The 18,274-nt window shown below is 53.0% G+C and carries 20 protein-coding genes; 2 read left to right on the top strand and 18 right to left on the bottom strand.

Translation table 11 applies throughout. From position 1 onward, the window contains the following. Window positions 1-65: 65 nt before the first annotated feature. The 17 genes from V8247_RS06420 to amrS form a co-directional block, all read right to left on the bottom strand. On the bottom strand, window positions 66-380 hold the full coding sequence (locus V8247_RS06420) for an AzlD domain-containing protein (RefSeq protein WP_338737018.1): 315 nt from the start codon (window positions 378-380) through the stop codon (window positions 66-68). Next, complete coding sequence (locus tag V8247_RS06415) at window positions 380-1,090, bottom strand: AzlC family ABC transporter permease (RefSeq protein WP_338737017.1); 711 nt, start codon at window positions 1,088-1,090, stop codon at window positions 380-382. The genes V8247_RS06420 and V8247_RS06415 overlap by 1 nt, the downstream gene beginning before the upstream one ends. A gap of 37 nt (window positions 1,091-1,127) precedes the next feature. Beyond that, complete coding sequence (locus V8247_RS06410) at window positions 1,128-1,469, bottom strand: histidine triad nucleotide-binding protein (protein ID WP_338737016.1); 342 nt, start codon at window positions 1,467-1,469, stop codon at window positions 1,128-1,130. A 57-nt stretch (window positions 1,470-1,526) separates the two neighbouring features. Continuing rightward, window positions 1,527-2,087: a Fe-S-containing hydro-lyase gene (locus V8247_RS06405; protein WP_338737015.1), complete on the bottom strand. Its 561-nt coding sequence runs from the start codon at window positions 2,085-2,087 to the stop codon at window positions 1,527-1,529. Next, window positions 2,084-2,929 carry a fumarate hydratase gene (locus tag V8247_RS06400; protein ID WP_338737014.1) on the bottom strand — a complete coding sequence of 282 codons (846 nt, stop codon included), beginning with the start codon at window positions 2,927-2,929 and terminating at the stop codon, window positions 2,084-2,086. Before V8247_RS06400 ends, V8247_RS06405 begins: the two co-directional genes overlap by 4 nt. A 100-nt stretch (window positions 2,930-3,029) precedes the next feature. Beyond that, a complete protein-coding gene (gene mdh, locus V8247_RS06395) occupies window positions 3,030-3,950 on the bottom strand; it encodes a malate dehydrogenase (RefSeq protein WP_338737013.1) in 921 nt (306 codons plus the stop codon). Window positions 3,951-4,004: 54 nt separating this feature from the next. Further along, the gene (locus V8247_RS06390; protein WP_338737012.1) at window positions 4,005-5,075 is read right to left on the bottom strand and encodes an isocitrate/isopropylmalate dehydrogenase family protein; all 1,071 of its coding nucleotides are present in this window, start codon (window positions 5,073-5,075) and stop codon (window positions 4,005-4,007) included. Between the two features lie 59 nt (window positions 5,076-5,134). Beyond that, window positions 5,135-5,629, bottom strand: coding sequence for a 3-isopropylmalate dehydratase small subunit (locus V8247_RS06385; RefSeq protein ID WP_338737011.1), 495 nt, complete (start codon window positions 5,627-5,629; stop codon window positions 5,135-5,137). Further along, window positions 5,629-6,882 (bottom strand): 3-isopropylmalate dehydratase large subunit, encoded by a 1,254-nt coding sequence (locus V8247_RS06380; protein ID WP_338737010.1) that lies wholly within the window; start codon window positions 6,880-6,882, stop codon window positions 5,629-5,631. Before V8247_RS06380 ends, V8247_RS06385 begins: the two co-directional genes overlap by 1 nt. 134 nt (window positions 6,883-7,016) lie before the next feature. Further along, window positions 7,017-8,966 carry a pyruvate carboxylase subunit B gene (locus V8247_RS06375; protein WP_338737009.1) on the bottom strand — a complete coding sequence of 650 codons (1,950 nt, stop codon included), beginning with the start codon at window positions 8,964-8,966 and terminating at the stop codon, window positions 7,017-7,019. A gap of 9 nt (window positions 8,967-8,975) precedes the next feature. Then, complete coding sequence (locus V8247_RS06370) at window positions 8,976-9,131, bottom strand: hypothetical protein (RefSeq protein WP_338737008.1); 156 nt, start codon at window positions 9,129-9,131, stop codon at window positions 8,976-8,978. Between the two features lie 105 nt (window positions 9,132-9,236). Next, window positions 9,237-10,784: an acyl-CoA carboxylase subunit beta gene (locus tag V8247_RS06365; protein WP_338737007.1), complete on the bottom strand. Its 1,548-nt coding sequence runs from the start codon at window positions 10,782-10,784 to the stop codon at window positions 9,237-9,239. Between the two features lie 127 nt (window positions 10,785-10,911). Beyond that, window positions 10,912-11,082: a hypothetical protein gene (locus tag V8247_RS06360; RefSeq protein ID WP_338737005.1), complete on the bottom strand. Its 171-nt coding sequence runs from the start codon at window positions 11,080-11,082 to the stop codon at window positions 10,912-10,914. Window positions 11,083-11,340: 258 nt separating this feature from the next. Next, window positions 11,341-12,681, bottom strand: a complete 1,341-nt coding sequence (locus V8247_RS06355) for a replication-associated recombination protein A (RefSeq protein ID WP_338737004.1) — start codon at window positions 12,679-12,681, stop codon at window positions 11,341-11,343. Further along, entirely contained in the window at window positions 12,662-13,183 is a 522-nt protein-coding gene (locus V8247_RS06350) for a hypothetical protein (RefSeq protein ID WP_338737003.1), read from the bottom strand. The genes V8247_RS06355 and V8247_RS06350 overlap by 20 nt, the downstream gene beginning before the upstream one ends. A 49-nt stretch (window positions 13,184-13,232) precedes the next feature. After that, the gene (amrB, locus tag V8247_RS06345; protein ID WP_338737001.1) at window positions 13,233-14,555 is read right to left on the bottom strand and encodes an AmmeMemoRadiSam system protein B; all 1,323 of its coding nucleotides are present in this window, start codon (window positions 14,553-14,555) and stop codon (window positions 13,233-13,235) included. A gap of 29 nt (window positions 14,556-14,584) precedes the next feature. Next, window positions 14,585-15,601: an AmmeMemoRadiSam system radical SAM enzyme gene (gene amrS / locus V8247_RS06340; RefSeq protein WP_338737000.1), complete on the bottom strand. Its 1,017-nt coding sequence runs from the start codon at window positions 15,599-15,601 to the stop codon at window positions 14,585-14,587. Between the two features lie 132 nt (window positions 15,602-15,733). Here amrS and V8247_RS06335 point away from each other — a divergent pair, with 132 nt between their 5' ends. Continuing rightward, window positions 15,734-16,621: an NAD-dependent epimerase/dehydratase family protein gene (locus V8247_RS06335; RefSeq protein ID WP_338736999.1), complete on the top strand. Its 888-nt coding sequence runs from the start codon at window positions 15,734-15,736 to the stop codon at window positions 16,619-16,621. A 9-nt stretch (window positions 16,622-16,630) separates the two neighbouring features. On the opposite strand, the gene coaE is transcribed toward V8247_RS06335, so the two are convergent. Further along, window positions 16,631-17,218 carry a dephospho-CoA kinase gene (coaE, locus tag V8247_RS06330; protein WP_338736998.1) on the bottom strand — a complete coding sequence of 196 codons (588 nt, stop codon included), beginning with the start codon at window positions 17,216-17,218 and terminating at the stop codon, window positions 16,631-16,633. Between the two features lie 136 nt (window positions 17,219-17,354). Between coaE and V8247_RS06325 the strand changes: the two genes are divergently transcribed. Further along, a complete protein-coding gene (locus V8247_RS06325; protein WP_338736996.1) occupies window positions 17,355-18,224 on the top strand; it encodes a universal stress protein in 870 nt (289 codons plus the stop codon). The last annotated feature ends 50 nt before the right edge of the window (window positions 18,225-18,274 follow it).

Below are 18,274 nucleotides of genomic sequence, written 5' to 3'. Positions count from 1 at the left end.
TTAACCGATAATCCTATCAATAATGTAAGCGCTTCTTGAGGTGTCGTTTGTTATTTATGTAAGGGTTAAAAAGAGCTCAGGCCCCAATACACCGCCATCCCCAGCACCACCGCCCCCCACAGATTGCGTAACTTATACGAAAACAGCAGCACGATGCCGGCCGACAGCAATAACGTCGGGTCAATACCAAAACCACCCTCATCTGCGGCAAAGACCGCGGGGAAAACCAGCGCCGCCAGTACCGCCACCGGGACATATTCCAGGAAAACGCTCAACCTTTTGGGCACCTTCAGACGGCTCATGAAAGCCATCGGCAGAAAGCGGGGAATAAAAGTCACCGCGGTCATCCCCAGGATAATCAATAGAATCTCCAGGCGCATTATTCTTTATTGCTTTCAGACCAGACACCGTTCATAGTTTCCCGGCGCAGGGTCAGCCACAAGCCGGTGCCCGCCGCCCCTGTGGCAGCGATGATGAGGTGAAGATTGTTGGGCAGAATGCCCTGCAAACCCAGCGCCAGGACACCGGCCGTCACAGCGACAATAACATGCACCCGGTTTCGTATTTGCATCACCAGCAAGCAGATGAATAATGCCGTCATGGCGAATGGTATGCCGTACGAGGAGCTGTCAATAATTGACCCAAACAACGCCCCGATAATGGAACCGCTGACCCAGGAGCCATAGGCAGTCATCTGCAACGCCATCAGATAATTGGGACGCCCGGTAACAAGGGATACATCGGCCATGGCTACGGCAAAAGACTCGTCGGTAACCTGACCCGACAGCGGAATGATTTTCCCAACCGGCAGTCCCTTGAAATACCTCGCCAAAGCCGATGTCATCAGTACATGGCGGGAATTCACAATAAATGTAGTTAGAATGACGGGAAAAGCGGCGGCACCGGCACCCAGCATGCTGACAGCAATAAATTGAGAAGCCCCGGCAAAGACAAAAACGCTCATTCCAGTTGCTTCCAGTGTTGATAATCCAGCCGCCCGCGCCAGCACGCCATAAGCCATGCCGACCGGCAAGTAACCTAATACAATAGGGAGAGCCGCTTTGCTGCCCTCCCGAATATCCTTAGACAACAGAAACGTCCTTGATTATATTCCAGAATTCATTCACTCAGCCTAAATCTCCCGAAAGCTGCCGCCCGCCCAACAGGTGAAAGTGCAGGTGACCCACTACCTGCCCGCCCTCTTTTCCGGAATTGACGGCAATTCGGTAACCGCTTTCGGCGATACCCTCCCGGTCAGCCAATTCAATAGCCACCTTGAAAATATGAGCGATGATTTCATAATCATCTCCATTGACCTCAGTCAGGTTGCTGAAGTGCTTTACCGGCACAATCAGAATGTGCACCGGAGCCTGAGGCGCAATATCGCGAAAAGCCACAACTAAATCATCTTTGTGTAATATTTCCGCAGGAATATCGCCCCCGGCGATGCGGCAGAAGATACAATCCATTTTAATCCCCCTAGAATTACCTTGCCAGGTTATTGATGATGGCTGTATATTTTAAAATTATGCCTTGCGATACTGTTCCGGCCCGGTTTTAAACAAATCATTGCCCTGACCGTCTATGGCTACAATAACCGGGAAACGTTCTATTTCCATCTTGAGTACCGCCTCAGCCTCAAGTTCCGGATAGGCAAGTATTTCAGCCGACTTTACCCTGGCCGACAACAGTGCCCCGGCCCCACCGAGGGTTACCAGATAAACAGCTCCATATTCTCTGATAGCCGCTACGACTTCCGGGGAACGGTTGCCTTTGCCCATCATTAAACGCAAGCCTTCAACAATAAGCCGCGGAGTATATTTATCCATTCGGGCACTGGTGGTCGGGCCGCAGGAACCGATAACGTCACCCGGGCGGGTCGGAGTCGGCCCCATGTAATAGATCAGTGAATCGCCCAAGTCAACCGGTAATCGTTCACCCCGGTCAAGCGCTTCAATAAAACGCTTATGCGCCGCATCCCGGGCGGCATAGATGGTACCAGACAGCATCAGTTTATCTCCTGCCTTCAGTCCGGCAATTGTGTCTGCCGACAACGGCAGGACGAGTTCGCGCCATGGTTGTTTCATAACAGTACCTCCCGATGACGGGCACTGTGACATTGCAGATTAACCGCCACCGGCAAGCTGGCGATATGGCAGGGCAGGCTTTCGATATGAACCGCCATGGCAGTAACCGTCCCTCCCAGTCCCAGGGGGCCGATACCCAACCTATTTACCCGGGATAATATCTCCTGTTCAAGCGCGGCCGTTTCCGCCTCAGCGGACGGCTGGCCAACCTTACGCAACAGCGACCGCTTTGCTTGCAACATGGAAGCTTCTGCGGTACCACCGATACCGATGCCCACGATGACCGGTGGACAAGCTTTACCGCCGGCTTCCTCCACTGTCGTGACCGCGGCATCAATGACGCCGTCACGACTATCAGCGGGTTTAAGCATAAAGAGACGGCTCATGTTCTCCGCGCCGGAGCCTTTAGCCATCAAACTGATTTTAACCTGATGGCCAGGCACTAACCGATAGTGAATTACCGGGGGGGTGTTGTCGCCGGTATTCTTACGCCCGGTAAAAGGTTCAGCCACCATAGATTTTCGTAAAAAACCTTTTTGGTAGCCGGATCTGACGCCTTCAACAACGGCTGCTTCCAAATCACCACCGGTAAAATGTACGTCCTGACCGATATCCAGAAAGACCACTGCCACGCCGGTATCCTGGCATAAAGGACGGCGCAGTTCAGGAGCCCGATGGGCATTTTCGGCGAAGCTGTCCAGAATTTCCCGTCCCAGCGGTGATTTCTCGGCGTCTTTGGCTCTGCCTAGAGCGACCTGAATATCGGAACCCAATTCATAATTGGCCTCTTCGGCCAGTCGGGCAACGGTTTGAGCAATAACTGAGGTTTGAATTTCACGCATGTGATTATTATAGGCTGTTTGAGGGCCGGCTGTCATTGAACTGTCTGCGACAGCACCGACCGAAAGATATTACCGCAACACACCACTAATCAGAAATAGCTTAAATATTCAGAGCGGCGATAGTCTTGCGAACTGCGTCAGCGGACGCTTCCAGTGCTGCCTTTTCATCCGCATTCAGCGCCAGTTCAATGACTTTCTGAATGCCCCCGCTCCCCAACCTGACCGGTACACCGATGACAACATCGGATAGTCCGTATTCCCCGCTGAGATAGGTGGCACAATTCATCTGAATGCCGGAATCATTGACTACCGCATCAATCATATAGGCAACAGAGGCTGAAGGCGCGTAGAATGCCGAACCGGTCTTAAGATAACCTACTATTTCAGCGCCGCCGTTCACACAGCGGTCAATAAACGCCTGTTGCTTAGCCTTATCCATCAGATCCGACATCGGTTTGCCCTGGACGGTGGTAAAACGGGGGTAGACGACCATGTTACTACCATGTTCCCCCATGACACAGGGGAAAACTTCGGCGGCGCTGACACCGTATTCCTCAGCCAGGAAAGCCGCAAGACGCCCACCGTCCAGTACACCGGACAAACCGAAAACACGTTCCCTCGGCAGACCGCTGGTCTTCAACGCAAGATAAGTCATGGCGTCCACCGGATTGGTCACAATAATGAATATCGCATCAGGCGACAGCGCCAGCGATTTTTCAACAACTTCGCGGACGATTTTAGCGTTGATGCCGATAAGCTCATCCCGAGTCATACCCGGTTTGCGGGCAATGCCGGCGGTAATCACAATAATATCGGAACCCGCAGTTACTTCATAGGAATCAGAACCGGTCAGTTCATGAGTGAAACCGATTACATTAGCCGACTGTCGCATATCCAGTGTCTTACCCTGAGGGATACCGTCAACCACGTCAACCAGAGCGACATCAGCAAAGTCTTTTTCAATCAAGCGCTGGGCTAATGTGGCACCGACATTTCCGGCCCCAACAACTGTTATCTTCATATCACTTACCACCCGTTTTAAAGCATTGCTCCTCCTTAAGAAGGAGCATCGTTACTATAGTTTCGCGATGATGGCGTTTGCCACCTGAGCCGTACCCGCCGGAGTACCCCCTTCGGGGGTCAGATCATACGTCACATTGGTGCCTTCGGCGATGACAGAAGCAATCGCCCGCTCCAGTTTGTCAGCAGCCGCGTTTTCTTCCAGATGACGCAGCATCAATACACCGGAAAGCATCATTGCCATTGGATTAACTTTGTTCAGTCCTTTATATTTGGGGGCGCTGCCGTGAGTCGGCTCAAAAACAGCATAGTCGTCACCGATATTTCCGCCCGGGGCCACACCCAGACCGCCGATAAGCCCGGCACATAGATCAGAAAGAATATCACCATAAAGATTGGGGCAGACGATCACATCAAACTGGCCCGGATTCCTCACCAGCTGCATGGTCATGTTATCCACGATACGGTCATCAAACTCAATGTCCGGATACTCTGTTGCCACGTCGCGGGCAACCGCCAGAAACAGCCCGTCGGAGAATTTCAGAATATTAGCCTTATGCACGGCGGTAACCTTTTTACGGCCGTAGCGGCGGGCATATTCAAAGGCATATTTCACAATGCGACGGGTTCCGGTTTCAGAGATCATCTTGATAGAGAAACCGGCATCCTCACGGATTTGTTTCTCTCCCTTATCCTTAAGCATCTGCTTAAGTTTTTCCGCCCAGTCAGTGCCCCGCTCAAACTCAATGCCGGCATAAAGGTCTTCCATGTTTTCCCGAACAATAACCAGGTCTACGTCGCTGTAACGCGATGGTACCCCCGGATAACTCTTGCATGGCCGCAGGCAGGTATATAAATCAAGCGCTTTACGAATAGCCACGTTGACGCTGCGAAAGCCGGAACCCACCGGTGTGGTAATAGGGCCTTTGATGGCCGTGCGATTTTTCCGGATGGAATCCAGGACTTGCTCCGGTAAAGGGGTACCGAATTCGACAATTACGTCCGTACCGGCATGAACCACTTCCCAGTTAAATTTTACTCCCGTGGCTTCCAGTACTCGACGAGTGGCATCGGATATTTCCGGGCCGATCCCGTCGCCGGGAATTAAAGTTACATTATGAATCATTGTTGCTCCTTAGTTAACCTTCGGTGTTGGACACGTCTAAATCACGCTCTCTCACCATATTATATTTGAAAATCACCATATTTCCTGATATATGGCTTGAGACCGCCTTCATTCAAGATTGCCAGCATGGCTTCAGGAAGCTTGCCGGAAGTTAGAGTCTCGCCGTTGGTCTTGTTTTGAATAATGCCTGAAGCCAGGTCAATTTCCAGCTCATCGCCTTCGTTGATCTTATCGGTATCGCACACCAGCACTGGCAGGCCGACATTAATGGCATTGCGGAAGAATATGCGGGCGACAGATTTGGCCAGCACCGCCGACACCCCGGCCATCTTGATAATAACCGGAGCGTGTTCACGACTGGACCCCAAGCCGAAATTACTGCCGCCGACTACAAAATCTCCGGGCTTAACACGGGCGGCAAAGGTCGGGTCCGCATCTTCCAGCACATGTTTGGCCAGTTCCGGCAGATTACTCCGGAGGTGCACCAGCCGGCCGGGCGCGATCAGATCGGTGGAAATATTATCCCCAAATTTAAAAGCTCTGCCTTTAAGCATTACGCTACCTCCCGCGGATCAGTGATGACGCCAGTGATGGCCGAAGCGGCCGCCGTCGGTGTGCTGGAAAGGTAAATATATCCTTCCGGATTACCCATCCGTCCCAGGAAATTGCGGTTGGCAGTGGAAAGGCAGACCTCGCCGTCGCCCAGCACGCCTTGATGAACACCCAGACATCCGGCGCATCCGGGCGGCAGAATCACCGCCCCGGCCTCAACCAGAGTCTGAATATAACCCAATTTCATCCCAGCCAACAGCACCTGAGGTGAAGCCGGGCCCACTAACAGCCGGGTACCAGGATTCCGACGCTTGCCTCTAAGAATTTCGGCGGCCTGTTTCAAATCTGACAACCGGCCGTTGGTGCAGGTGCCGATGAAAACCTGGTCTACTTTGGTACCCTTGAGTTCAGTAACAGTAGCCGTGTTATCAACGGTATGAGGTTTGGCTATGGTCGGCTCTAAATTAGAAAGGTCAATATCAATTATCCGTTCATAAACAGCGCCGGCATCAGCGGTCAACGACCGGTAATCACCAGCGCGCCCCTGCTGCGTCAGATATTCCTGCGTCAGAATGTCCGAAGGGAATAGCCCGACTTTAGCCCCCGCTTCCACCGCCATGTTGGCGATGGTCAGACGGTCAGTCACCGACATGTCAGCCACGCCGTCGCCGCCGAACTCCAACGCCTTGTACGTAGCACCGTCAGCACCGATTAAACCGATAAGATGTAAAATCACATCCTTGGCGGTGACATGATTCTGAAACTTGCCGGTCATCCTGATGAAAAAAGTCTCTGGCACCCGAAACCAGGTTTTCCCAAGACCAAAGGCCGCGGCCACATCTGAAGAACCCATTCCGGTGGCAAAAGCACCCAAACCTCCGGCAGTGACCGTATGAGAGTCAGCCCCGACGATAACATCACCGGGCCGCGCATACTTTTCAGCCATAATTTGGTGGCAAACGCCCTCCCCGACGTCTGATAAAACTGCCCCGTAATCATTGGCGAACTTACGCAGGAAGGTATGGTCACAAGACAGTTGTTTCTGAGGTGACGGAGCGGCATGATCAATAAAAAGAATCGTATGAGCCGGATTGGCCAGTTTTGGCAACTCGAGCGCCAGAAACTCCCGGACCGTCAGCGGCCCGGTTGTGTCCTGCACCAGAGCCCAATCAACCGGGGATACCACGATATCTCCCGATTTAACGTCACTGCCGGTCTTCTCTGAAAGAATTTTTTCTGCTAGATTTTTTCCCATAACTTTAATCCCTAATAACCCATCATTAAATCCCGGATATACCAAAACTGAAATTTCCCGGTACGAAGACCGTCAAGGATTATGGTATTTCAGCAATTTATACTGAATAAAACTCAGTCCAGGCTGTTTGAAACTTACGGAGCGATTACCGCCAAAACATCATCCCTTGAAACCCGGTCACCGGAAGCGAACTTAAGTGCCGCCACGGTGCCGTCAATCGGTGACGGCAAATCAATCGCCATCTTCATCGCTTCCAAAACCACAACCGTATCCCCGGATTTTACCTGGGCGCCCACTTCCACCTCATAGCGCACCACCACGCCGGGCATGGGGGCAACAACCCCTTCACCGACCGGATCAGAGCCGGCGGCTTTGGGTGTCGCCGTTTCCTGAGGTTTGGCTGATACTACTGGCGTAGCGGGCTTCGGTTGGGACACCGGCGGCGGCGTAGCGGCAGGCACACTGACCGTTGCCGGGGCGGATTGAATCTGCTGGACCACAGGAGTCTGACTGCCGGCAGCCGACGGCTCAACACCGACATGATAGACCTGATTGTCCAGGTGGACATAGAAATAACGCAAGCCGCCGACTGGTGTCAGCGCCGGTGCAGAACCCTTCTCCACCAGCTTGCCCGCTTTAGCCATGGCAATCAGGTCATCCTCGTGCTTAATATCATCAAGAGTTTTGGCTTTGATGTCCGCCGGGGGTGTCTCCAGCCCGTATTTCCACTTAAGGAAACGCAGACCAACCTGAGGATACAAAGCGTAGGTTAAAACATCACCGATATCCCTGGCAATACCCTTAGTGGCTTCTTTGGCGGCAGCCAGTTCGGGTTCAAGAACATCAGCCGGCCGGACAGTAACCGGCGTTTCTCCACGTTCGTATCCTTTAAGCGCCAGTTTCTGAACTTCCGGGTCAACAGGTAACGGCGGGCAGCCATAAAGGCCGTAAAAATAGTCTTTCACCTGCGCGGTAATGACTTTATAGCGACCGAACAGGACATTCTGTACCGCCTGAATACCCACGATCTGGCTGGTCGGAGTCACTAAAGGTGGCACACCCATATCCTTGCGGACTCGTGGGATTTCTTCATAAACTTCATTGATCCGATCCAGTGCCCCAGCCTCACGAAGCTGACTGACCAGATTGGAAATCATGCCACCCGGTACCTGATGTTCAAGTACGGCGGTATCAATGACCGCGGTTTTGGTATTATCCATGAAATCCCGATACTTGGGCGCAATAGTTTCAAAATATTCACCCAGCTTGAGCAGGTCGCTAAGGTTCAATTTAGTGTCTCTCGCCTGTCCGGAAAGCGCGGCAACCATTGGTTCCACAGCCGGATGCGAGGTTCTCAAAGCCAAAGGCGCCAGACAGGTATCAATAATATCCACTCCGGCTTCTATTGCTTTATACATGCTCATTGAGGCCATACCGGAGGTGTAATGGCTGTGGAATTGGATCGGGACCTTAACTGCTTTCTTTAGTGCCTTGACCAAATTGTAGGCATCAGTCGGAGAAATCAGACCCGCCATATCCTTAATACAGATACTGTCGGCTCCCATGGCCTCAAACGTTTGGGCTTTGGCGATGTAATAATCCAGATTGTATACCGGGCCGCCCATACAGCGTTCCGTCAGCGAATAACTGAGTGCCAGTTGGGCATGCTTGCCCTTAGACTTGATGGCTTTAATGGCCGTCTCAAAATTACGTTCATCGTTAACCGCATCAAAGACTCTGAAGATGTCCACCCCACAGTCAGCGGCATGTTCCACAAAAGCCGTCACCACATCATCAGCATAATTGCGATAACCAACCAGATTCTGGCCGCGGAGCAACATCTGGAGCGGGGTATTGGGGGCGGCTTTCTTTATCTGCCGCAACCGCTCCCAGGGGTCCTCATTGAGAAAACGGATCGGCACATCAAAGGTAGCTCCACCCCAGACCTCCAGCGAGTAAAAACCCGCCTTGTCCATTTCCCCGACAATACCCAGAATATCTTCGGTACTCATTCGGGTTGCCATGAGCGACTGGTGCCCGTCGCGTAATGTCAGATCGGTGATTTTTACTGGATTAGCCGGCATACTTCCCCCTTAAACGGTGGCTTTATCGGTATCTAAATAGACGTTCATTGCGGCGGTAATAACCGCCAGCAATCGCCCGTTGTCAACTGGAGGTGCCTCAAGACCCTGAGATTCCTCCCAAGCCCCAATGGCCGCACTTATTATAGCGATTTTTCGGTCATTCATCATCTTTTACGGAATAAAACATACTGCGCCGCTATTTTACTGTAAATCAGCAGTTAAGCCAATTTACAAAAACTTTCAGCAAATAAACATTGGGGGAAGATAGCCCTAGAGCGGGATATTACCGTGTTTTTTTGCTGGATTCCGGGCCTTTTTCCCAGCTAAAACTCGTAATGACTTAATCAGATGAGCGCGGGTTTCGGCGGGAATAATCACATCGTCCACGTATCCCATGGCCGCCGCCTGGTAAGGATTATCAAATTTATCACGATATTCAGCAACGCACAGATCACGTTCAGCTTTTTGATCAACCGCCTCGGCGATACGCTTGCGGTGAATCACTGCCACAGCGCCTTCGGCACCCATGACCGCGATCTCAGCACACGGCCAGGCCAAATTAATATCCCCCCGAAGGTGACGGGAACTCATCACAATATAGGCTCCGCCGTAAGCCTTGCGGGTAATCACCGTGATTTTGGGTACGGTAGCTTCGGCGTACGCGTATATAAGCTTGGCCCCGTGCCGGATAATCCCCCCGTGCTCCTGATCTACGCCGGGAAGAAAGCCGGGAACGTCCACAAAGCTGACCAGCGGAATATTAAAGGCATCGCAAAAACGGACAAACCGGGCAGCTTTGACGGCTGCATTGATATCAATGACGCCCGCCAGATAATTGGGCTGCTGAGCAATGAAACCCACACTCTGCCCATCCAGCCGACCGAAGCCGACTATCATATTTGGGGCAAAAGCCGCTTGAACTTCCATGAAATCGCCATTATCCACCACGGTGGTAATCACCTTTTTCATGTCATAGGCTTTGCGCGGGTCATCCGGCACGATACTATTCAGCGCATCATCATGATGGGTTTCAGCACCCTTTTTTGAAGGCAACCTGGGGACCTCTTTATCAAAAGAGGAGGGTAAAAATGATAATAGTCTGCGTACCTGTTCAAAGCATTCCACTTCGGTGTTAGTGGTAAAATGCGCCACGCCGCTTTTTTTGGCATGGGTATCGGCACCACCCAAGGCTTCATGTGTCACTTCTTCACCGGTGACCGCCTTAACTACATCCGGACCGGTAATATACATCTGCCCCATACCCCGAACCATGAATACAAAATCGGTCAAGGCCGGGCCGTAAACCGCACCACCGGCCGACGGACCGACAATAATAGATATTTGGGGAATAGCGCCTGAGGCCAGCGCATTTAACAGCAGTATGTCCCCCACGCCGCACAAACTGGCAACGCCTTCCTGGATGCGAGCGCCGCCGGAATCATTAACGGCGACCAGCGGCGCGCCGGAATCAATGGCCATTTCCATTACCTGGCGGACTTTCTGACCGACAACCTCAGAAATGGAACCACCCAGCACCGTAAAATCCTGTGCATACACAAACACCTTACGGCCATCAATGGTACCGCACCCGGTGACCACAGCATCACCGGGATGCTGCTGGTTGCCCAAGCCGAAATCGCCTGACCGGTGGGTGCAGAATGCAGACAGTTCTACAAAAGACCCGTGATCCAGTAATTTTTCAATACGTTCCCGGGCGGTCAGCTTACCCCGGGCATGCTGGGCCTTGACCCGTGCTTCACCGCCACCCAGGGCGATCTGTTGCTTTTTCTCAGACAGGATACTGATTTTATTTTTCATTGAACGCTCATTCACCTATTTAGATTAACGCTATCTTAGCACACGATGAATTGTCGGGCAATAGAAAATCGGCGGGGTTTTGCTTCCCCGCCGATTGATTAGACGATATTCTTCTATTCCGAGTTAATTAGGCCTTGACTTCGGCCTCTTTGTTGCTGCGGACACCCTTTTTGATATCGCGCACGCTCTGAATGTAGGGGCAAACGCCATCTTCAAAGAAAGTGCAGCGATTTGAATAGCCGGAGTAGTGACATAGACCGCAATGTGAAGTAGCAACCTGGAAACTTGACTGTTTCATGTGCTTTGTCCTCTCTATCTATGTGTGCTTCGTTTCCCTTTATGGAGACCGGTGGCTCATACGGGCCTTTACCGGCCTGATTAAGAGTACCCTATTATAAATGACTTTGTTGGACAATGTCAAGAGGGTATTAATACCCCCAAAATTTGGGGTAATATTTTCTTTTTCCATCGTCACATATATGAGCATATACGAGAACAGAGAGCAGGCAACCATGCTCAGTTAGCATTTGGGCGAAAGGATACCGGAGGTCAGACTCTATTCTTCTTCCCGGCGGGGGCCGAACCAATGATTTAGGCGGTCGGCAATTTCTTTCTCAAACCCCTGCTTTGAAGGGGTATAGAATTTTTGCCCTTTAAGAGATCCCGGCAAATTTTGCTGCCGCACAAAATGCTCCGGATAATCATGAGCGTATTTATAACCCTTGCCAAAACCCAGGTCTTTCATCAACCCGGTGGGGGCATTGCGCAGGTGTAAAGGCACCGGTTCAACGGGGTTCTTGGCAATGGAAGACTGCACCTTTTTATAGGCAGCGTACAGCGAATTGCTTTTTGGGGCCGTCGCCAGATAGACCGCCGCCTGGGCCAGAGCCGTATTGGCCTCCGGCATACCAATAAAATGTACTGCCTGTTGCGCAGCCATGGCGATGACCAAAGCCTGCGGATCAGCCATGCCCACATCTTCGGAAGCAAAACGCACCAGCCGCCGGGCGATATACAATGGGTCTTCACCCGCTTCCAGCATGCGCCCCAACCAGTATAATGAAGCATCCGGGTCAGAACCCCTCATGGACTTATGCAAGGCTGAAATAATATCGTAATGCTGTTCGCCGGCGCGGTCATAAAGCAGCGTTTTGGTCTGAGCAGCATCTTCAATGGACTCCAGGGTGATATGGCGTTTGCCGGCTTCATCCGGCGGCGTGGTACGGGCCGCCAATTCCAGAATATTCAGGGCGATCCTGGCGTCCCCTCCGGCCAGATTGACGATATGTTCAGCTCCTTCTTCAGACAAAACGACATGTGATTCGCCCAATCCCCGTTCCTTATCACCGGCGGCACGGACCAACAGCAATTTAATCTGTTCAGCACTGAGGGCTTGTAATACATAGGTGCGCGACCGGGATAGCAGGGGTGAGATAACCTCAAAGGACGGGTTTTCTGTGGTCGCCCCAATCAGCGTTACGGTACCATCCTCCACATACGGCAGAATGGTGTCCTGCTGGCCTTTGTTGAACCGGTGTATTTCATCAATGAAAAGGATTGTCTTCCGGTGCTGTGACAACCGCTGTTGTTTGGCTTCTTCTATCACCTTGCGAAGGTCGGCGACCCCGGCGCTGACAGCACTCACCACCGCAAATTGAGCGTCACTGGCCTTAGCCATCAGGTGTGCCAATGTAGTCTTGCCGGAACCAGGAGGCCCCCACAGGATGATTGAAGGTAATTCACCGGCATCAATAGCCCGGCGCAACGCCCGCCCCTCGCCGACCAGATGTTCCTGCCCGATGTATTCATTCAGGTTTTGCGGGCGCATCCGGGCCGCCAGCGGCGCCGTCTCATTCCGCAACTTTTCAAATTGGTTTTCAAACATATCCTGGGACATTACTCTGTCTTCCCTCAATGATTTCCCGGAGTTGTTCCGGATTTTCGGTAGAAAATATGATGTGGCGATAAGGCCCGTTCTTCATAACCAGATCAATCCCTTTCCGTCCAAAGCTGTAGGCTTTGACCCATCCATCTCTAAAGCGAGTGACCCGCAAGCCCCAGCCACCGAAAACCAGGGGAGGCCGATTGTTAATCAGGCAGTCCTGAACATCGGCAATTCTGATGGAGGTATGAAACCGTCCGGACTGCAGATTAATTAACTCAGGGGTGACAATGACTGTAAATTTCAGAAAATTGGACATCAGCCAGGCGACCGACAAAAATACCGCCGACAGAATCACCGATACCACCTTCGGGGGCTCATTTGACTCACTGCCGCCAAACAGAACCAAGGAAAATGCCAGGCCGATTACCAGCATGAACGTCATCAGCCAGCGCATCAACGGCAGATTTATTTCTTCCCGATATAGTTCATCACCCAACGGAATAACAGCGGGCATCTCCAATCCTTTCCCTGTCCAATATAAACAAAAACGGCTGTAACCCTGATTACCTGTATCGCTTCACTTGAAACTTGTATAGTGTGACCGGTTCCAACGTGCCTATCCCGGCTTTCTGGCGGCAGATACTTATCTGTGCTTCCACGGTATCCACCCCCTCCAGGTCAGGTAGCAACAGCCCTCGCTTCCAGCCCCGTTCTACGATGATACCGTAATTTTTGGGGTCCAGTTCATCAAGCTCTGCCGGCTCCGGTTCGGTCAGGACATCCACACTGTATGAGAGATGGCCAAGCTCTTCCTGAGATACTGGCAGAAACCGCGGGTCGCGGCTGGCCGCAGCAATGGCATTGGCGATTATCTCCGCCCCAATGGTCTCTTGTGATGGTTCAAACGTGCCGATACACCCCCGCAACTGACCTTCCTTTTTCAGGGAAACAAAAACCCCGGCCCGGCCGGTCATCTCCGGGGGCAGTTCTTTCGGCGGACTGACCGTCCGGTGCTCTTTCACAAAGGTTTCCACCGCCTCTCTGGCCAGACTTACCAGCGGTGAAGTCTGGCGACAATGCACGATGATACCGGCGTAGCCGACCACGGCGGAATAATCCCCCGAAGCGTCGCCGGAAGTCTGGTACCGCACCAATTCAGCGCTTTTGGCGCCCAGTGCCCGGGCCGCCGTCAACATGGTGACGGCGGGTGCATAACCACACATGGAAATTCTTTCCTTGATAACCCGCTCCAGCAAAGCCTCTTCATCTAATTCCAAAATAGCTTCAATGGCTCTCTTGTCCTTAGCAACGGCGGATTCCTGCGGCTCATAGTGAGTCATGTCAGAGGAGGCCACAATCACTATCTTTTTGTCCGGTGATTCCTGAACCGCCTGAGCAATACTGGCCCCGATTTCCCGATAAATCTCCAGCGTAGCGACGGCCAGGGTAATCGGAACGATTTTGAGATCCGGTTTGAAATACTGGAGCAGCGGCAACTGCACCTCTATCGCGTGTTCGCTCTGGTGGGCCGTTCGGTCTTCCTGGAGGTATTTGGAATTGGCCAGAATATTCTGGGCCAAAGCCGAATCAATGGGTACGTCGCCCAACGGTGTTTGCCAGTTACCGACGGTCATAATGCTGAATGGTTTGCCCATCCCGGTATGGTTAGGGCCGATGATGATGTAGGTATCAGCCGGAGCAATACGGGTTATGACTGAGGCGGCCACCGCCCCGGAATAAATATAGCCGGCATGCGGCGAGATAATGCCGACCGCCTGAATCTTGTCATCATGCCGCTCCACAAATGACTCAATAAAGGCCCGCAGTTGTTCAGCGGTACCCGGATAAAATTTTCCTGATGCGATCGGATGCCGTGTCATTACCATGGCTGTCGTCTCTTTTCGTTCAATAGTAGCTACACTCTGAAATTCAATTCCGTGCCGCAAAAGCGGCAATGGGTTCCAACTAAACCCATTATTCGGGCTGAATAACCGGACCGCTTAACCGCTTTTTGCCCACAATTGTAACAGACGGTGTCACCGGAATCATTACCGCCAACGTTCCCCAGATAGACAAACTCCAGGCCAGCTGCCACCCCCAGTGCGAGGGCCCGCTCCATAGTTTCCAGCGGCGTCACCGGATAGTCTTGCATCTGCCGGCGGGGATGAAACCGGGTAATGTGCCACGGCGTCAACGGGCTTAAACTGCCGGCAATCCACTCAGCGATGCCGCGGAGCTGGTTGTCATCGTCATTGATACAGGGCATAATATTGGTCACCACCTCAACGTGCATGCCCCACTTGTGACTGGCCCGTTCCGTAACCCGCAAAATCCCTTCATAATTCTGAACCCGCCCTATTTTACGATAACTCTGGTTATTGAATCCCTTGACGTCCACCCGCCAGGCATCCAGAAACGGCCCGATGGCATCAAGCTGGGCCTCCGAGGCATAACCGTTGGTAACATAGACCGTATAGAGCCCCTGTGCTTTGGCCAGTCTGGCGGTCTCCAGAGTATATTCCAGCCAGACAGACGGCTCATTATAAGTCCAGGCGATACCGGCACTGCCGGACTGACAGGCCATCTCCACCGCCCGCTCCGGCAATATTTCCCGGGAATACCGCAAACCGTTCTCGTCCTCAGGACAGGCAATCTCCCAATTCTGGCAACCGCGGCAATGGAAATTACAGCCCCAGCTGCCCAAAGAGAATACTTTGGAACCGGGATGGAAATGATACAACGGCTTCTTCTCAATGGGATCAACCGCCAGTGAGGAAATTTTGGCATAATTCAGGTTGAACAACGCCCCGGCGTCGTTCCGATACATACGGCAGACACCGGTCTGTCCTTCATTGATGCGGCAAAACCACTGGCAGGTGCCGCATCTGACCCGGTTGTCCGGCAATTTTTCCCAAAGCAGTGCGGGATACATTCTACGTCCTCCCGTTGGTATTATAACACTCGCCGGTGATGTATTTGCCTTTTAGAAAAAAAATCAATCGGACTCTACCGCTTTCAATCTTTTCGCGCTATACTGATATGAACTTCATTTCGGGAGGATGCCATGATACTCATCACCGGTGCCAGCGGTTTTGTCGCCAGCCACCTTATCCCCCGGCTGCACAAGGACGGTCACCAGCTGCGCTGTCTGGTCACCAATGAAGCTGAAGGTGCCCGCATCCAGGCCCCAGGTGCCGAACTGGCCGTGGGCAACGTCACCGATACAGAAGGTCTGCGGGCGGCCATGGCAGGTGTAGACACCGTCATTCACCTGGTGGCCATCATCCGGGAATTCGGGCCAAACACCTATCACAAAATTAACGTGGTCGGCACACAGAACGTGGTCAATGCCGCCCGGGATGCCGGAGTAAAGCGTTTCATCCACATGGGCATTCTGGGAGCTTCCCCCGACCCCCGCTACACTTATCTCCATTCCAAGTGGCTGGGCATGGAAGCGGTCAAAAACTCCGGCCTGGACTACTCCATTCTCCAGCCTTCGGTGATGTTCGGTCAGGGCGCCGGTTTTGTCGCTTCGCTGATACGCTCGGTTAATATGGTGCCGTTCATCGTCCCCATTGCCGGTGACGGTAAAAGCCGACTGCAGCCCATCTGGATCGGTGATGTGGTCAGCTGCGTTCTCAAAATGGTCGCCGGCGAAAAAAGCGGTGAGAGTTGCCCGGTCGGCGGCCCGGAAATTGTGACCTATGAGACCATGCTGGACGAACTCTTAAGAGCTATGGGCAAGAAAAAACTGAAGGTCAAAATACCCCGGCCGCTGATGCTGCCGGTGGTAGCCGTCATGGATAAGCTTTTCGCCAATCCGCCGATCAGCATGGGGGAGTTCAAATCCATGGAGATTGAAAACACCACCGAACCGGATGCCGTGGAGAATCAATTCGGTTTCAAACCCATGCCGCTGCGGGACGGGCTGGGCTATCTTAAAAAGGCCTGAGGTTAAAGGTTACAATCCCCGCCAGAGCCGCTCTACCCGGATTTTAAGCTCTTCCAGGCTGGTATCGGTGTCTATTACCTCAGCGGCGTAACGCCGCCGCTCATCGTTGGATGTTTGGGAGGCGATCCGCGCCCCGGCTTCGGCTTCGGTGTAACCCATTTTTTCCACCAGCCGTTTGAGCACCACCTTCGCCGGGGCCACCGTCAGCCAGATAGTGTCGGACTCGGCCGCCCATCCGGCCTCTACCAGCAAAGGCGCCTCCACAACAATCACCTGATAACCATCTTGTCTGAGTTGCGCCACTTCCGCGGCTACCGCCCGGTTGATTAACGGATGTGTAACCGCGTTAAGACGATTCAGCGCCGCCGGGTCGCTGAAAACAATACCCGCCAGCCGCCGCCGGTCAATCTGACCGTTGCCGTTAACTATATCCTCGCCGAAGAGACGGACAATCTCGGCCTTTAACGCTTCATCTTCCCGCAACAACCGGTGGCCGACCTTATCCGCGTCAATAAACGCGGCGCCCAAGTCTTTCAACATAGCGCCGACCGTACTCTTACCGCTGCCGATACCGCCGGTTAGTCCGATAGTAATCATAAGGGCTTGAGTGTAACACCTCATAACGCCAGTTTCAAACAGCCGAAGAGGCGGTAATATGGATATCGGTTCCGGACAAATTGACGCATTGGCGCCAAAAAGGTATCCTGAAACAACCTCTTAAAAAGGAGACTGAATGTTTAAGAAAATTCTGCTGCCGTTGGATGGTTCAGACCTGGCTGAAGCCGTGATTCCTTACGGAGAAGCCCTGGCCCGCCGGACCGGGGCCGAGTTGGTACTGCTACATGCCTGTGATGAAAGCCATCACCTGCACCATACCATGCATCGGCTGTACCTGGAGAAACGGGCGGAAATAATCGCTGCCGACCTCACCGGCGACGGCGCACTGCCGGCGGTGACCGCTGTAACTCAATTCGGTCAGCCGACCGAGGTTATCCAAAACTATGTGGCCAACAACGGGATTGACCTGGTTGTCATGGTGCGGGAAGGTTCCAGTACCACTCAGCGTCAGACAACGTCACTCTTTGACGACGTTTTCCGGTTGGTGGGCTGCCCGGCCATGCTGGTGCCGCCCCATACGCCGGATGGCGGCCGACCGCTGTTTAACCAAATTCTGGTCCCGCTGGACGGCAGCGCCGGCTCGGAACAAGCTCTGGCGCCGGCGGTGGCACTGGCCCGGGTTGATGACGGAGAAATCACCCTATTCAGCATGGTCAGGGAAGTTTACGATGCCGAACCGGAATCAGACCTGGTCGGCGACCGTGGTCTGTATGACCGGGAAGTATCAGTCAAAGAACAGGAAAAAACCGGGGATTACCTGGAACAACTAGCCCGCAAACTCCGGTTGGAGGGGCTTGATGCCGACACACGGGTAGACATCGGCGACGATTCATCCCGCCTGATTGCCGCTGCGGCCAGGGTGCTTGGGGCCGATATGGTGGTCATGGCGACGGCCTCGGTGGTGTCCACCTGGCGGGCAAAATCAATCACCCACAAACTTCTGGCAGAGAGCGAACTGCCGTTGCTCATCGTCCGACAGCAGTAATTCCGCCTCCCTGTTTAAACACACAAAGGGAACCCGCCTTCCGGCGGGTT

Origin of the sequence: Dehalogenimonas sp. W (assembly GCF_037094495.1) — a bacterium.
Lineage (GTDB): Bacteria > Chloroflexota > Dehalococcoidia > Dehalococcoidales > Dehalococcoidaceae > Dehalogenimonas > Dehalogenimonas loeffleri.
Note: the sequence above shows the minus strand (reverse complement) of the source record. Positions and strands in the feature narration are given on the sequence as shown.

Excerpts from the sequence above, each read along its gene's own strand:
- mdh (WP_338737013.1), bottom strand. The coding sequence starts at position 3,950 with ATGAAGATAACAGTTGTTGGGGCCGGAAATGTCGGTGCCACATTAGCC.
- V8247_RS06400 (WP_338737014.1), bottom strand. The coding sequence starts at position 2,929 with ATGCGTGAAATTCAAACCTCAGTTATTGCTCAAACCGTTGCCCGACTG.
- V8247_RS06325 (WP_338736996.1), top strand. The coding sequence starts at position 17,355 with ATGTTTAAGAAAATTCTGCTGCCGTTGGATGGTTCAGACCTGGCTGAA.
- V8247_RS06355 (WP_338737004.1), bottom strand. The coding sequence starts at position 12,681 with ATGTCCCAGGATATGTTTGAAAACCAATTTGAAAAGTTGCGGAATGAG.
- V8247_RS06335 (WP_338736999.1), top strand. The coding sequence starts at position 15,734 with ATGATACTCATCACCGGTGCCAGCGGTTTTGTCGCCAGCCACCTTATC.
- V8247_RS06350 (WP_338737003.1), bottom strand. The coding sequence starts at position 13,183 with ATGCCCGCTGTTATTCCGTTGGGTGATGAACTATATCGGGAAGAAATA.
- amrB (WP_338737001.1), bottom strand. The coding sequence starts at position 14,555 with ATGGTAATGACACGGCATCCGATCGCATCAGGAAAATTTTATCCGGGT.
- amrS (WP_338737000.1), bottom strand. The coding sequence starts at position 15,601 with ATGTATCCCGCACTGCTTTGGGAAAAATTGCCGGACAACCGGGTCAGA.
- coaE (WP_338736998.1), bottom strand. The coding sequence starts at position 17,218 with ATGATTACTATCGGACTAACCGGCGGTATCGGCAGCGGTAAGAGTACG.
- V8247_RS06410 (WP_338737016.1), bottom strand. The coding sequence starts at position 1,469 with ATGGATTGTATCTTCTGCCGCATCGCCGGGGGCGATATTCCTGCGGAA.
- V8247_RS06375 (WP_338737009.1), bottom strand. The coding sequence starts at position 8,966 with ATGCCGGCTAATCCAGTAAAAATCACCGATCTGACATTACGCGACGGG.
- V8247_RS06385 (WP_338737011.1), bottom strand. The coding sequence starts at position 5,629 with ATGCTTAAAGGCAGAGCTTTTAAATTTGGGGATAATATTTCCACCGAT.
- V8247_RS06405 (WP_338737015.1), bottom strand. The coding sequence starts at position 2,087 with ATGAAACAACCATGGCGCGAACTCGTCCTGCCGTTGTCGGCAGACACA.
- V8247_RS06360 (WP_338737005.1), bottom strand. The coding sequence starts at position 11,082 with ATGAAACAGTCAAGTTTCCAGGTTGCTACTTCACATTGCGGTCTATGT.
- V8247_RS06380 (WP_338737010.1), bottom strand. The coding sequence starts at position 6,882 with ATGGGAAAAAATCTAGCAGAAAAAATTCTTTCAGAGAAGACCGGCAGT.
- V8247_RS06420 (WP_338737018.1), bottom strand. The coding sequence starts at position 380 with ATGCGCCTGGAGATTCTATTGATTATCCTGGGGATGACCGCGGTGACT.
- V8247_RS06365 (WP_338737007.1), bottom strand. The coding sequence starts at position 10,784 with ATGAAAAATAAAATCAGTATCCTGTCTGAGAAAAAGCAACAGATCGCC.
- V8247_RS06390 (WP_338737012.1), bottom strand. The coding sequence starts at position 5,075 with ATGATTCATAATGTAACTTTAATTCCCGGCGACGGGATCGGCCCGGAA.
- V8247_RS06370 (WP_338737008.1), bottom strand. The coding sequence starts at position 9,131 with ATGAATGACCGAAAAATCGCTATAATAAGTGCGGCCATTGGGGCTTGG.